Consider the following 13,633-nt stretch of genomic DNA (forward strand, 5'->3'; position numbering starts at 1 on the left):
AAACGTTAACCTATTGTTAACGTTAATATTCGGTAAACACAGACGATTAGAGTTTCATCTTCTTGTTCATTCGGTCGTCCGGTATGGTTTAGTTGCGACGGCACGAGGGTAACAATGGAAACTCAGCTAGCAGGTATGCCTCTGGTGGCTTCTAGGGCCACCGCTCAGTCTCCTTCGGTGTTTTCTCGTCATATCATGGACGTCCTGGAGCACGTCGAGTATCGCCTTTGCGACGGTGCCGAGGATTTGGAAGCCATCTATCGACTTCGCTACAAATCCTACCTTCATGCTGGCATGGTGAAGCCCGATGCCTCGCGTATGGTAAAGGACGACTTCGACGATCTGCGCAATTCCTACCGATTTGGCGTGTTCTTCGATGGTGTTCTGGTCAGCACCATCAGAATCCACTACGCCTGCGCGAAATACCCTGTTTCCCCCAGCACGGCCGTGTTCGGCGACACGCTGGCGCGGCGGCTGGCAGTTGGCGAGACGTTCGTCGATCCAAGCCGTTTCGCTGCCGATATCGAGTGGTCGACCAGCCTGCGCGTGCTGCCCTACGTGACGCTCAGGCTTGCGGTCGTAGCTTGCAGCCACTTCAAACCGACATATTGCCTGACGGCGGTCAAGGAAGAGCATGCCGGCTTCTATCATCGCATCTTCCGTTCCGAGCAGGCGGTGCCCCCCCGCATCTATCCCGGTCTCACCGTTCCCGTGCATCTGTTCCAGTCGAAGTGCTCCGAAAACATGCAGGCGACGCTGGATCGCTTCCCGTTCTTCAACTCCACGGCGTTCGAGCAGCGCATGCTCTTCCAACGCCCCAAGAGCGGCGAACTCGCACCGCTAACCATCCTGCCCACCGCCAAGTTTTTCCGCGAAGCCGCCTGACACCACTGAAGCCTGCGCAATTTGGCACGCGCACTCTGGAGCTTTCCCGCCGCTTCCGCGTTCTGGATGACGCCGACGCGGCCATAGAAAGGAACCGACATGCATATTCCCGAGCTAGCACTGACCCCGCTGATCTCGCTGATTGCCGGCGTGCTGATCCTGGTGATGCCGCGGCTGCTCAACTACATCGTCGCGCTCTATCTGATCGTCATTGGGCTGCTCGGGCTGTTTCCGCATTTAGCCGGTTGAAACGCAAAACCCTCAACCTTCGACGCCAGGCCGGCGACAAGCCCATACCGCCGGCTTTCAACATTCCTTTGAGGCTGTTGTCACTGGTCGTGCGGCAATAGCGCCATTGCTCTTGGCCCGGCTTTTCGCTATGTGCCTCAAAGATGTCTTCGAAGGGGTATTCCTATGGCTGATCACACGCCGACCGGTCCTGTCGAACTGGGCGCGAAGATGGACTATGCCGAACATGACCGCACCTATCATGGCTTTCTGGCGCTGGCCAAATACGGCTCGCTGTTCTGCGGCGCCCTGCTCCTGGCCATGGCTTTCGGCTTCTTCGCAGGCGGCTTCTTCTCCGCGACCATCCTGTTCGTGCTGATCCTCGCCCTCGGCGCCTTCATTCTCCGATAGCCTATACAGACCCCTTGCCAGGGCGTAGCCGGATATCCGGCCGCACTCTTGCGCAAACAGGTTCCAGCCGAAAGGATCATGCGGTGGGACAGACGGTTTTCATCCCTCGCGAGCTCGATGCCAGCGAGCCTCGTGTTGCGGCCTCGCCCGATACCGTGAAGCGGCTGGCGGCGCTGGGCTTCGACGTCACCGTCGAGACGGGCGCCGGCACCAAGTCGCGCATTCCCGATGAGGAGTTCGCCAAGGCGGGTGCCGCGATCGGCAAGGCTTCGGATGCGAGCCGGGCGGATGTGGTGCTGAAGGTGCGCCGGCCGACCGACGCCGAGCTGAAGGGCTACAAATCGGGTGCGGCGGTCATCGCCATCATGGATCCCTACGGCAATGATGCCGCGGTCGCGGCGCTTGCCGAGGCTGGGGTCACCGCCTTCTCGATGGAATTCATGCCGCGCATCACCCGCGCCCAGTCGATGGATGTGCTGTCGTCGCAGGCCAATCTCGCCGGCTACCAGGCCGTGATTGACGGCGCATCGGAGTATGACCGCGCGCTGCCGATGATGATGACTGCGGCCGGCACCGTGCCGGCGGCGAAGATCTTCATCATGGGCGTCGGCGTTGCCGGCCTGCAGGCGATCGCCACGGCGCGCCGTCTCGGCGCTGTCGTCACCGCCACGGACGTTCGTCCCGCCGCCAAGGAACAGGTGGCGTCGCTTGGCGCAAAGTTCCTCGCCGTCGAGGACGAGGAGTTCAAGGCGGCCGAGACCGCCGGCGGCTACGCCAAGGAAATGTCGAAGGAGTACCAGGCGAAGCAGGCAGCGCTCACCGCTGAGCACATCGCCAAGCAGGACATCGTCATCACCACGGCGCTGATCCCCGGCCGGCCGGCGCCGAAGCTGGTGTCGGCGGCGATGGTCGCCTCGATGAAGCCGGGTTCAGTGATCGTCGACCTCGCCGTCGAGCGCGGCGGCAATGTCGAAGGCGCGGTTGCGGGTCAGGTGGTGACGACGGCCAACAACGTTAAGATCGTCGGCCACCTCAACGTGCCCGGCCGCGTCGCCGCATCGGCCTCGCTGCTCTACGCCAGGAACCTGTTCGCCTTCCTCGAGACGCTGGTCGACAAGACCAGCAAGACGCTCGCCATCAACCGCGAAGACGATCTGGTTAAGGCGACGATGCTGACCGACGCTGGCCGCGTGGTGCATCCGGCCTTCGCCAAGGCGGCGGAACAGCCCCATATCGAACCGGCGGCCATTCCGGCCGAGACCATGGTGGCTGATGCCACGCCGAAGAAGGCTGCACCGAAAAAGGCGTCCGACAAAGCCACTGCCGGCAAGTCCGCCGCCAAGCCGAAGGGGATCGCGTGATGGATCAGACCTTGCAGAAAGCCCTCGATCAGCTCGACCAGGCAAGTGCCGCCGTCCGGCTGGCTGTGCAGAACCTGGCCAACGCGCCCGGTGGCGCCGATGCGGCGGGCGATGCCGCGCACGCACTGTCCGGCGGCGCCATCGATCCCTTCGTCTTCCGCTTCGCCATCTTCGTACTTGCGATCTTCGTCGGATACTACGTCGTCTGGTCGGTGACGCCGGCGCTGCACACGCCGCTGATGGCGGTCACCAACGCCATCTCCTCGGTCATCGTCGTCGGCGCGCTGCTGGCCGTCGGCATCTCGGCCTCCGGCATTGCCACCGGCTTCGGCTTCGTCGCGCTGATGCTGGTCTCGGTCAACATCTTTGGCGGCTTCCTGGTCACCCAGCGCATGCTGGCCATGTACAAGAAGAAGGACCGGTAGAGAGCCATGAACGCCAACTTCGCGTCCTTCCTCTACCTGGTCTCCGGCGTCTTGTTCATCATGGCGCTGCGCGGCCTGTCGCATCCGACCACCAGCCGCCAAGGCAATCTCTACGGCATGATCGGCATGGGCATTGCCATTGCCACCACGCTGGCGCTGGCGACTCCGTCCGCCGGGCGCTTCGGCCTGATCGTGCTTGGTCTGGCCATCGGCGGCGGCGTCGGCGCCGTTACAGCGCGCCGCATCGCCATGACGTCGATGCCGCAGCTGGTCGCCGCCTTCCACTCGCTGGTCGGCCTTGCCGCCGTCATGGTCGCGGCAGCCGCCATCTACGCGCCGGAAAGTTTCGGCATCGGCACGAATGGCGACATCCACGCCCAGGCGCTGATCGAGATGAGCCTTGGCGTTGCCATCGGCGCCATCACTTTCACCGGCTCCGTCATCGCCTTCCTCAAGCTCGATGGCCGCATGTCGGGCAAGCCGATCATGATCGGCGGCCGTCACATCATCAACGCGGTCCTCGGCATCGCGCTGATCGTGCTGATCGTGCTTCTGGTCACCACCGAGGCCAAGCTGGTGTTCTGGCTGATCGTCGCGGCGTCGCTGGCGCTCGGCGTCCTCTTGATCATCCCGATCGGCGGCGCCGACATGCCGGTCGTCGTCTCGATGCTGAATTCTTATTCCGGCTGGGCCGCCGCGGCACTCGGCTTCACGCTTGGCAATCTGGCGTTGATCATCACCGGCGCGCTGGTCGGCTCGTCCGGCGCCATCCTGTCCTACATCATGTGCAAGGGCATGAACCGGTCGTTCATCTCGGTCATCCTCGGCGGCTTCGGCGGCGAGACCGCGGCGGTTGCCGATGACGGCATCGAACGCACGGTCAAGCAGGGCTCGGCCGACGACGCCGCCTATCTGATGATGAACGCACAGAAGGTCATCATCGTGCCGGGCTACGGCATGGCGGTCGCCCAGGCCCAGCACGCGCTGCGCGAAATGGCCGATAAGCTCAAGGCCAATGGCGTCGACGTCAAATACGCCATCCACCCCGTGGCAGGCCGCATGCCGGGCCACATGAACGTGCTGCTCGCCGAAGCCAATGTTCCCTATGACGAAGTGTTCGAACTGGAAGATATCAACTCCGAGTTCGCGCAGGCCGATGTCGCCTATGTCATCGGCGCCAATGACGTCACCAATCCGTCCGCCCGCGACGACAAGTCGTCGCCGATCTACGGTATGCCGATCCTCGACGTCGACAAGGCCCGCACCTGCCTGTTCGTCAAGCGCTCGCTCGGCTCGGGCTACGCCGGCATCGACAACACGCTGTTCTACAAGGACGGCACCATGATGCTGCTCGGCGACGCCAAGAAGATGACCGAGGAAATCGTCAAGGCCATGGATCACTGACCCCGCCGCAACCTTCCACTGGAAGGTTGTCGGTCCATCATCGGAAACAAAAAAGCCCGGTTCGACCGGGCTTTTTGATGTTGAAGACCGGTTCAGCGGCTGGTCAGGAAAACCGCTTCCTCGTCGTCGCGCTGCCTGCCGCCCAGTGCTGCCGCAGCGCTGGCGATGAAGGCGCCGATAACCAGCGACAGGGCGCCAAGCAGTGCGAAGGTGGCGCTGCCTTTCCGTGCGGCGTCGGCGGCCTGCTTGGCCTTGACCTTGGCGTCCTCGACCCTGGCCACCAGGGCGTCGACACGCGCCTTGGCGTCAGCCTCGGAAAGCCCGGTGCGGGCGGCGACCAGCTGCGACAGATAGGTCTTGTCGTCAGCCGAAATTTCGCCTGCCGCCGCACTGGCGACGAGGATGCGCGAAGCCTGCCCGGCCGCAGCCGCATCGCTGTCCGGATTGGCCGCCGCGAGCCTGGCGGCATCAGCCGGACGGAACAGCGTATCCACAAGATAGGACGTCGCATTGTCGGCCGGTGCGCTGCCGGCATTGGCGGACGCGCCGGCCGAAGCACCCATGGCGGCGCCCGAGGCAACAGTAGAAGCCGCCTGCACGCCTGAACCAAGCACTGCCGACAGCGCCGACCCGAGAATGCCGACGACCAGCAATGTCGCCAGCGCCCAGGCGAGGAGGCCGTGCGCGGTGTCACGGAAATAGACCTCGTCGGTGTGGATGCCGACCCATTTGGTGCGCAGGCGTCCGGCAAGATAGCCACCGACCCCGGAGGACAGCCATTGCACGATGATGAGCCAGATGGCGCCGGACACCGCGAAGGTGGTCAGCGAGGCACTGGCGCCGGACCACGGCGAGACCATGGTCAGCCCCAGCCCCGAACCGAGCAGCATGAGGATGAAGGTCAGCGTCGAGGCCGCGAAGGCGCCGGCGATGATCGGACCCCAGCTGACGGCCGGGGCGGAGGATTCTGTTGAGGCGGATACGTCGACAGCCGACACGGTGGACTGCATCGACGCCTCCTACCGTACGAACAGCATGATGAGAATGATGATCGGGATCGGAATACCGAGCAACCAGAGCAAAATACCGCGTCCCATAAAGAGCCTCCCTGCGAGAAATTGATCGATGTCGTCACAATGTTCCTGAGCGATTTCCGTTCCGAAGGGCAATGAAATGATTTGCTTGCCGGGAACGGAACTATTTTCCGCGCGGCCCGAGGCACGACTGCGAAACTGTGGATTGGTTCACGGAGTTCCACATGGGCTGCCGTGTATTGTTGGCTCGGTGAGCCGGGGGTAGCATGAGCGACTCCCGCCGTCGGATGTCGTCAACGGAGACGCTGATGCCCAAGACTGTCGCATCGCTGGCTTACAAAAAGGCGCAGCCCGGCCAGGCGGTGGTGATCGTGCACGGCATGGGCGAGCAGCGGCCGATGGGTACGCTGAGGGGATTCGTCCAGGCGGTCTGGAGCAGCGATCCCACCCGTGCTCCACCCTACGCCCAGATTCCCGATCCGGCCGTTTCCGGCGCCACGATCAACCAGAGCTGGATCACGCCCGACAGCCGGACCAAGTCACACGAGCTGCGCCGCATCACCACGCCCTACGACGTCGATGGCCGCCGTACCGATTTCTACGAGCTTTATTGGGCCGACATCACGCAAGGCACGACGCGCGGCCGGCTGGCCGCCTGGGTGACGAACCTGTTGTGGCGCAAGCTCGCCGACATTCCGCTCGACGCCCGCAAGCTTTACGTCGCCACACTTCTGATCGTTATCGTCATCCTGGGCGCAGCACTCGTGCTGGCAACATCGGTCTGGCAACAGGCCGTTACCTTGACGACCGGCCTGATGATCACCACCCTCGCTTCTTTTGTCATCTGGGCGGTGGATCAGTTCGCCCTGCCCTATTTCGGTGACGTCGCCGCTTATGTGCGCGCCGAGGCGGCGACGATCGAGAAGCGTGCGCTGATCCGCGACAGAGGCCTGACGCTGCTCAAGACGCTGATGAAGGACGATGCTTACGACCGCATCGTGCTGGTCTCGCACAGCCTTGGGTCGATCATCGCCTATGATTTGCTGCAGATCCTGTGGGCCGAGTTCCGGCCGCGAAGGCTGGAAGCGGTCCGCGACAAGGCCAAACTGGCGGCGGTCGAGGCCATCGACAAGGCAACGCTCGGCTCTGATGGGTCAGCGTGGCCAAAGAATCTTGAAGACCTCGCCGGGTTCCGGCGCGGCCAATGGGCGCTCTACCAGCAGCTTCGGACCAAGGACGCCGACCACCCGCTGCCCTGGAAGATCAGCGATTTCGTCACGCTTGGCAGTCCGCTCTCCCACAGCGAATTCCTGGTGACCTACAATCTCGCGGAATTCAGGCGTGGCCTTGCCGAGCGCCTGTTCTCGGCCTGCCCGCCGATTGCCGATGACGGGCGCGCCGGCGGCACCGTGCTTTACCAGGAAGGACACAGCCAAGCAGGCAAGGCGCAGCGCGCGGTGCATCATGGCGCGGTGTTTGCGGCAACGCGCTGGACGAACGTCTACGACCGCGGCAATGGCTGGGCGACAGGCGATCCGATTTCCGGTCCGATGACGGAAAATTTCGGCCCCGGTGTGGAGACCATCCAGGTCGAGCTTCGCAGCTCACTTGGCCGTATCTTCACCCACACGCTTTATTGGTCATCGACGGCAAACGGCGTCGAAATCGCCCCGCCGGCGGGCACCGCGCCGCGCTCGCATCTGCAAGTGCTGCGCGACGCGGTGGACCTCGGGCGAAAGCTGGAACCGAGTTGAGTGCCGGCGTTGAGAACGGTTCATCGCAAACGCTGGAGATTGGCTGAGGCCTCACCCACGTCATCCTAGGGCGAAGCAGGAGCGAAGCTCCGTCGCGAAGACCCTAGGATGACGAAGCGATGGGCGCGCAGCCATCAAATGTCCAGATTGGCCACCGACAGCGCATTGTCCTGGATGAATTCGCGCCGCGGCTCGACCTCGTCGCCCATCAGCCGCGAGAACAAGCTGTCAGCATCGGTTGCGTCATTCACCTTGACCTGCAGCAGCGAGCGCACATTCGGGTCGAGCGTGGTTTCCCAGAGCTGCTCGGCGTTCATCTCGCCGAGGCCCTTGTAGCGCTGCATGGTCAGGCCCTTGCGGCCGGTCGCAAACACCGCGTTGAGCAGCGCCAGCGGCCCCGAAATGGTTTCGGAGACATCCTTGCGGCGCAGCACCGGCGGCTCGCCATAAACCTCCATGAGGCGCGGGGCATAGCGGTCGAGCTGGCGTGCGTCGGCTGAATTTATCAGCCCGGCATCGAGCTGCGCGAATTCCTTGACGCTGCGCACCGTGCGTTCGAACACGTAGCCGCCGACGCCCTCATTGGAGGTCGACAGCCGGCCGGTCCAGCCGCGCTCGGTGTCTTCGGCAATGATGTCGAGGCGCTGGGCGACGCGCTCGGCCATGGCGTTGGCGCGGCCGAGATCGTTCAACACGTCGGCATTGAGCGCGCCGGCGATCGCCGCCTGTTCGACCACACCCCTGTTGTAGCGCGTATGCAGCCCGTTGATGAGCTGGCGTACTGCCAGTGCATCATCGATCGAGCCGCGCAGATCCTGTCCGGCCCGCGCCTCGCCGGAGGCAAGCGTCAGCGAAGCCTCTTCCAGCCCCGAGCCGATCAGGAATTCCTCGAAGGCGCTCTCGTCCTTGATGTATTGCGAGCTCTTGCCGCGCGTCACTTTGTAGAGCGGCGGCTGGGCGATGTAGAGATGGCCACGCTCGATCAGCTCCGGCATCTGGCGGAAGAAGAAGGTGAGCAGCAAGGTCCTGATATGGGCGCCGTCGACGTCGGCGTCGGTCATCAGGATGATCTTGTGGTAGCGCAATTTGTCGGCGTTGAACTCGTCCTTGCCGATCGAGGTGCCGAGCGCGGTGATCAGCGTGCCGATCATCTCGGAGCCGAGCATGCGGTCGAAGCGGGCGCGCTCGACATTGAGGATCTTGCCGCGCAGCGGCAGGATCGCCTGGTTCTGGCGCGAACGGCCACCCTTGGCCGAGCCGCCGGCGGAATCACCCTCGACGATGAAGATTTCGGATTTCGCCGGGTCGCGTTCCTGGCAGTCGGCGAGCTTGCCGGGCAGCGAGGTGACGCCGAGCGAGCTCTTGCGGGTGATGTCGCGCGCCTTGCGCGCGGCTTCCCGCGCCGCGGCCGCCTGGATCACCTTGTCGATGACCACCTTGCCTTCGCTGGGATGTTCTTCCAGCCAGGTGCCGAGCGCCTCGTTGACCAGGCCTTCGACCACCGGGCGCACCTCGGACGAGACCAGCTTGTCCTTGGTCTGCGAGGAGAATTTCGGGTCGGGAACCTTGACCGACAGCACCGCCGTCAGGCCCTCGCGGCAATCGTCGCCGATCAGCGCCACCTTTTCCTTCTTGGTCAGGCCCGAGGACTCGCCATAGCCGGTGATCTGGCGCGTCAGCGCGCCGCGGAAGCCGGCCAGATGGGTGCCGCCATCGCGCTGCGGGATGTTGTTGGTGAAGGCCAGCACGTTCTCGTGGTAGCTGTCGTTCCACCACATCGCCACTTCGACGGTAATGCCGTCGCGCTCGGCCTTGATGGCGATCGGCTTGTCGATCAGCGGTTTCTTGACCCGGTCGAGATATTTGACGAACTCTTCCAGGCCGCCATCATAGTGCAGTTCGTGGCGCACGAGATCGGCATGGCGGGCATCGGTCAAGATGATGCGTACGCCGGAATTCAGGAAGGCGAGTTCGCGCAGCCGGTGCTCCAGCGTGCCGAAGTCGAACTCGACCATGGTGAAGGTTTCGGACGACGGAAAGAAGGTGATCTCGGAACCGCTGCGGCCCTCATAGGTGCCGGGCTGCTTGTTCTGCTCATAGCTGCCGGTCGCCTTGAGCGGCGCATCGGCATTGCCATGCGTGAAGCTCATCTCGAAAATCTGGCCGTTGCGGCGGATTTTCAGCTTCAGCCAGGCCGACAACGCGTTGACCACCGAGACGCCGACGCCGTGCAGGCCGCCAGACACCTTGTAGGAATTCTGGTCGAATTTGCCGCCGGCATGCAGCTGCGTCATGATCACTTCGGCCGCCGAAATGCCTTCGCCAGTGTGAATATCGGTCGGAATCCCGCGGCCATTGTCGATAACGGTGACCGAACCGTCGGGATTGAGCGTCACCGTGACGAGATCGGCATGGCCGGCCAGCGCCTCGTCGATGGCGTTGTCGACCACCTCATAGACCATGTGATGCAGGCCCGAGCCGTCGTCGGTGTCGCCGATATACATGCCCGGCCGCTTGCGGACAGCGTCCAACCCCTTCAAAACCTTGATGGAATCGGCGCCGTATTCGGCCTCAGCGCCGTTGGCGTTGTCGCTTTGATCGCTCATGAAAACCTGTCTGATTGATGCCGCATGCTCAGCGCGAAAAAATGGCTTCGAATCACGCCGCTTTGATGTCCTAGATATAGGCGCAAAAGGCGGTTTTTCCAAGGTTTGCGGGCATTTCAGGGCTGAATCCCGAGCTGGCAGCCGGCTATTTTTTCGCGGCTTTCAATTTGGCCAGAAGACGGCGCAGATATTTGATCGTGGGTTTGTCCCTCGGCGCCAGTTTGCCTGTGCGGTCAAGCTCCAGCGTCAGGTCTAGCGCCTGGGACAACACAGCCTTCGGATTCTTCGCCACATAGGCATAGTTGATGTAGGCCTGTACCAGATCGAATTGCCAGATCGCATTGTCCGGATCGGACAGGGCCAACCGCTGGCGGATGGCCAGGCTGGCTTCGAAGGCCTTCTTCGAGCCCTCATAGTGGCGCTGCTTGGTCTCCAGCAGGCCTATTTCCTCGAACGTGATCGACAGGTCGCGCTGCCAGTCGGAATTGCCCGGGTCGAGATTTGCCAATCGGTTGGCAATGACGAGACTGTCCTGATAGTTCTGCAAAGCACCGGCGATATTGCCCTGGGCATCAAACACGCCGGCAATTTTTTCCAAACAGACCGATAGGTCGCGCTGCCAGTCGGTGTTGCCTGGGTCGCTTGCGGCAAGGTCTCGCGCCGTGGCCAGCGCTTGCTGGTAGGCCTCCAACGCGAGTGGCCAGTCCTTCTGGTCGCCGTAAGCATTGCCGATCTTGGCGTAACCGACCGACAGGTCGCGCTTCAAATCGGTGTCGTTTGAGTCGCGGCGCACCAGCGCTTCGGCGATTATTTGGCTCTTGTTGTAGGCGTCGAGCGCGCCCGCAGCGTCGCCACGCTCGCGCAGAACGTCGCCGATCCTTGTGTAGCTGACGGAGACGGCGCGCTGGTGCCTGGGGTCGTCCGGGTTGTTTTGCGCCAGCGCCAGCCGAATTCTCAGGCTCTCTTCGAATGCAGTCTGGGCGCCATCCAGCTGGCCGGCGGTGCGGGCAAGGCCGCCGATTTCGTCGTAGGTAATGGTCAGGTCGCGCAGCAGATAGACGCTGTTCGGCTCGGCATCGGCCAATTGCTGCTTGATGGACAGGCTTTGCTGGTAGGCCTGGGCTGCCGCACCCAGGTCGCCTTGCGTGGCCAGCACATTGCCGATCTTGTCATTGGCCATGGCGAGATCGCCGAGCCAGTCCTTCTTGTCCGGCACGTCTGTGGTCAGGCCCTGCAACATGTCCCTGGCCGCCTCATAGTTTTGCAGGGAGGCCGGCAGATCGCCTTGCGCCATCTTGATGTTGGCGAACTTGATATGGCCGATGGCCAGGTCGCGCTTGACGCTCGGATCGGTTTCCTGGCGCGCTCGCTGCTCAAGATTGGCGACCAGCGCCGCAAAGGCGCGGCCGGCGGCGTCGGTGTTGCCGACCGTTGTGTAGAGGATGCCGAGCTCTTCCAGCGTGCGGCTTTGGCGGTCGGCCTGTTCCAGGCTGAGCGAGGTCTGCCCGGCTTCGCCATAGAGCGCCAGCACCGTTTCATAGTCCTTGATGGCGGTTGCATAGTCCAGGGTGGCACGCGCCGCGCCGCCCGAGAGAAATCGCGTCGCGGCTTCGGACAGGGTGCGGCTGACGAAATTGGCCTTCAACGCCTGGCGCGAGACATTGTCGACGTCGGCGGCCTTGGCGAGGATCACGCGTGCACCATCGAAAGCGCCGAGCGCCAACTGTTCCTCGGCCTGGCGGCGCAGTTCGGTCACCTGCGGGTCGTCGGCGGCCAGCGTCTTCATCTCGCCGCGCACCTTGACGAAGGCGTCGGCGGCCTCGCGCAGCTTGGCGTCCAGGCTTTCGCCGGAGAGATGGCTGGTGTCGGAACTGATCAGCGCGCCATAGAGCGGCGCCAGCGGCATGTCGGCATCGCTGGCGACACGCTCGACCGCGCCGCGCATTTCCGGCGTCACATCGGCCATGGCAAGCAGCAGCCGCTCGCGCTCCGGCAATTGTTCCTTGGCCGCCGAGGCGAAGAACAGCTTCGGCAGCCCGCTCTCGACGTAGGGCAGCTGTTTCCCGCGCGAAAGGTCGTAGACCTCCTGCTGCACCAGCGTCAGCACCGAGCGGATTTCGAGCCCGTCGGTGCCGAGATATTTGGTCAGCGCCGCCGTGAAGGGCGAATTCGCGCCGCTTCCATCAGCCGCCGTCTCGCCGGGCGCCGCCGAAAAGGCGAACAGGATATTTTCCGCCTTGCCGATGCGCCCGAGACCCGGCTTGATCTTGTCCACCAGATCCTTGATCAGCGATGTCGCGCCGCGTCCGTCGCCGCTGCCGCCCGCAAACGGATCGCTGCGGCAGGCGTCGAGCACGATCAGCCCGACCTTGGCGGTGGCTGTCACGGCGTCGCGCACCTCCTCCAGCGGCAGGCTGGTCTTTTCCAGCTGGTCGAGCGAGGAGGCATCGGCGTCGACCGGCAGCAGCCGGTTGTCGCCGGAGATTTCGACGCCATGGCCGGAGAAATACACCAGCGCCACGTCGGCGCCCTTGGCGTCCTCGCGAAAATCGTCGAGAGCCCGGCGCATGCGCCTGAGATCACGATTGGTCTCAAGCACGACTTCGAAGCCGAGCTTCTTCAGCGCCACTTCCATCACCTCGCCGTCATTGACAGGATTGGCCAGCGGCCGCACCAGCCGGTAGTCGTCCTCGGCAATGACCAACGCCACGCGCCGCTCCGCCACCGCTGTGGCGGTGGTCGCAAGCATCAACAGCAAGGCAAACAACAGGCGCAAATCGAACCGCCCCCGGCTCAGTCACCTGCCGACCATTCCACCTCTTTATGGCATGAGCAAGCCGGGGCCGGCTGCGTTACGTAGCCCGCATCCGCTTCAGCGCCTCGCTCCAGCGCGAGAGCTCGTCCAGCATGGTCTTGGTGCCGCCCTGTACCTGCTCGCTGGCCTGGAAGGAGCCGTCGCTCTCCAGCAGTTTCTGATACATCGGCAGCGCGACGCCTTCCGAGATGGGCATGACGCCCACCGCGGTCAGCAGCGGCTTCAGCGCCTGCGCGGCGCGCAGGCCTCCGGAAACGCCGCCATAGCTGAAGATGGCGGCTGGCTTGTATTTCCATTCGCGCGCAAGGTAGTCGATGGCGTTGACGATCGCAGGCGCCACGAAATAATTGTACTCCGGCGCCACGAACACGAAGGCGTCGGCGGCATCAATGACCTTCGACCAGGCTTTGGTGTGGTCGTTCTGGTAATTGCCGAGCCTGGGGTGATGCGGCTCGTCCAAAACCGGCAGATGGAACGTGTCAATGTCGGTCAGCACCGGTTCGAATTTGCCGTGCTCGCGGGCAAAATCCTCCAGCCAGTGGGCGAAGACCGGCCCGGCGCGGCCCGGCCGCGTGCTGCCGATGATGATGTTCAGCTGATGCTTCAAGCGGGCTCTCCTGCTGGCAGTATCTGTTGGTGACTATCACCTACGGCAGAGTGTCCGATTGGACAAGGCGCGAGCGTTTCACAGGCGGTCTCGATCCGATGAA

At 63.4% G+C, this 13,633-nt stretch carries 11 protein-coding genes; 7 read left to right on the forward strand and 4 right to left on the reverse strand.

From position 1 onward, the window contains the following. Positions 1 to 114: 114 nt before the first annotated feature. From X757_RS154245 to X757_RS154225, 6 genes are all read left to right on the forward strand, one after another. Positions 115 to 885, forward strand: a complete 771-nt coding sequence (locus tag X757_RS154245; protein ID WP_023683521.1) for a hypothetical protein — start codon at positions 115 to 117, stop codon at positions 883 to 885. A 99-nt stretch (positions 886 to 984) separates the two neighbouring features. Then, positions 985 to 1,134 carry a DUF3096 domain-containing protein gene (locus X757_RS1000000166400; RefSeq protein WP_023671341.1) on the forward strand — a complete coding sequence of 50 codons (150 nt, stop codon included), beginning with the start codon at positions 985 to 987 and terminating at the stop codon, positions 1,132 to 1,134. A 165-nt stretch (positions 1,135 to 1,299) separates the two neighbouring features. Further along, the gene (locus X757_RS154240; RefSeq protein WP_023671340.1) at positions 1,300 to 1,524 is read left to right on the forward strand and encodes an aa3-type cytochrome c oxidase subunit IV; all 225 of its coding nucleotides are present in this window, start codon (positions 1,300 to 1,302) and stop codon (positions 1,522 to 1,524) included. A gap of 83 nt (positions 1,525 to 1,607) precedes the next feature. Beyond that, positions 1,608 to 2,885, forward strand: coding sequence for a Re/Si-specific NAD(P)(+) transhydrogenase subunit alpha (locus X757_RS154235; RefSeq protein ID WP_023695932.1), 1,278 nt, complete (start codon positions 1,608 to 1,610; stop codon positions 2,883 to 2,885). Next, positions 2,885 to 3,310, forward strand: a complete 426-nt coding sequence (locus tag X757_RS154230; RefSeq protein ID WP_032885960.1) for a proton-translocating transhydrogenase family protein — start codon at positions 2,885 to 2,887, stop codon at positions 3,308 to 3,310. The genes X757_RS154235 and X757_RS154230 overlap by 1 nt, the downstream gene beginning before the upstream one ends. 6 nt (positions 3,311 to 3,316) lie before the next feature. Next, positions 3,317 to 4,714, forward strand: a complete 1,398-nt coding sequence (locus X757_RS154225; protein WP_023671337.1) for an NAD(P)(+) transhydrogenase (Re/Si-specific) subunit beta — start codon at positions 3,317 to 3,319, stop codon at positions 4,712 to 4,714. Between the two features lie 92 nt (positions 4,715 to 4,806). Here X757_RS154225 and X757_RS154220 read toward each other — a convergent pair whose 3' ends face one another. Then, complete coding sequence (locus X757_RS154220) at positions 4,807 to 5,724, reverse strand: membrane protein (RefSeq protein WP_023725943.1); 918 nt, start codon at positions 5,722 to 5,724, stop codon at positions 4,807 to 4,809. Between the two features lie 332 nt (positions 5,725 to 6,056). Here X757_RS154220 and X757_RS154215 point away from each other — a divergent pair, with 332 nt between their 5' ends. Beyond that, the gene (locus X757_RS154215; RefSeq protein WP_023725944.1) at positions 6,057 to 7,502 is read left to right on the forward strand and encodes a hypothetical protein; all 1,446 of its coding nucleotides are present in this window, start codon (positions 6,057 to 6,059) and stop codon (positions 7,500 to 7,502) included. A 134-nt stretch (positions 7,503 to 7,636) separates the two neighbouring features. Here the strand turns inward: X757_RS154215 and gyrB are convergent, their stop codons facing one another. From gyrB to X757_RS154200, 3 genes are all read right to left on the reverse strand, one after another. Next, positions 7,637 to 10,108 carry a DNA topoisomerase (ATP-hydrolyzing) subunit B gene (gene gyrB / locus X757_RS154210; RefSeq protein WP_023725945.1) on the reverse strand — a complete coding sequence of 824 codons (2,472 nt, stop codon included), beginning with the start codon at positions 10,106 to 10,108 and terminating at the stop codon, positions 7,637 to 7,639. Positions 10,109 to 10,253: 145 nt separating this feature from the next. Then, the gene (locus tag X757_RS154205; protein ID WP_023725946.1) at positions 10,254 to 12,884 is read right to left on the reverse strand and encodes a caspase family protein; all 2,631 of its coding nucleotides are present in this window, start codon (positions 12,882 to 12,884) and stop codon (positions 10,254 to 10,256) included. A gap of 76 nt (positions 12,885 to 12,960) precedes the next feature. Then, positions 12,961 to 13,530, reverse strand: a complete 570-nt coding sequence (locus X757_RS154200; RefSeq protein WP_023725947.1) for an NADPH-dependent FMN reductase — start codon at positions 13,528 to 13,530, stop codon at positions 12,961 to 12,963. Between the last annotated feature and the right edge of the window lie 103 nt (positions 13,531 to 13,633).

The organism is Mesorhizobium sp. LSHC412B00, from assembly GCF_000503035.1.
GTDB lineage: Bacteria > Pseudomonadota > Alphaproteobacteria > Rhizobiales > Rhizobiaceae > Mesorhizobium.

Bases quoted from the DNA above. Each gene is read 5' to 3' on its own strand.
- X757_RS154230 (WP_032885960.1), top strand. From the start codon at position 2,885: ATGGATCAGACCTTGCAGAAAGCCCTCGATCAGCTCGACCAGGCAAGT.
- gyrB (WP_023725945.1), bottom strand. From the start codon at position 10,108: ATGAGCGATCAAAGCGACAACGCCAACGGCGCTGAGGCCGAATACGGC.
- X757_RS154215 (WP_023725944.1), top strand. From the start codon at position 6,057: ATGCCCAAGACTGTCGCATCGCTGGCTTACAAAAAGGCGCAGCCCGGC.
- X757_RS1000000166400 (WP_023671341.1), top strand. From the start codon at position 985: ATGCATATTCCCGAGCTAGCACTGACCCCGCTGATCTCGCTGATTGCC.
- X757_RS154245 (WP_023683521.1), top strand. From the start codon at position 115: ATGGAAACTCAGCTAGCAGGTATGCCTCTGGTGGCTTCTAGGGCCACC.
- X757_RS154240 (WP_023671340.1), top strand. From the start codon at position 1,300: ATGGCTGATCACACGCCGACCGGTCCTGTCGAACTGGGCGCGAAGATG.
- X757_RS154225 (WP_023671337.1), top strand. From the start codon at position 3,317: ATGAACGCCAACTTCGCGTCCTTCCTCTACCTGGTCTCCGGCGTCTTG.
- X757_RS154220 (WP_023725943.1), bottom strand. From the start codon at position 5,724: ATGCAGTCCACCGTGTCGGCTGTCGACGTATCCGCCTCAACAGAATCC.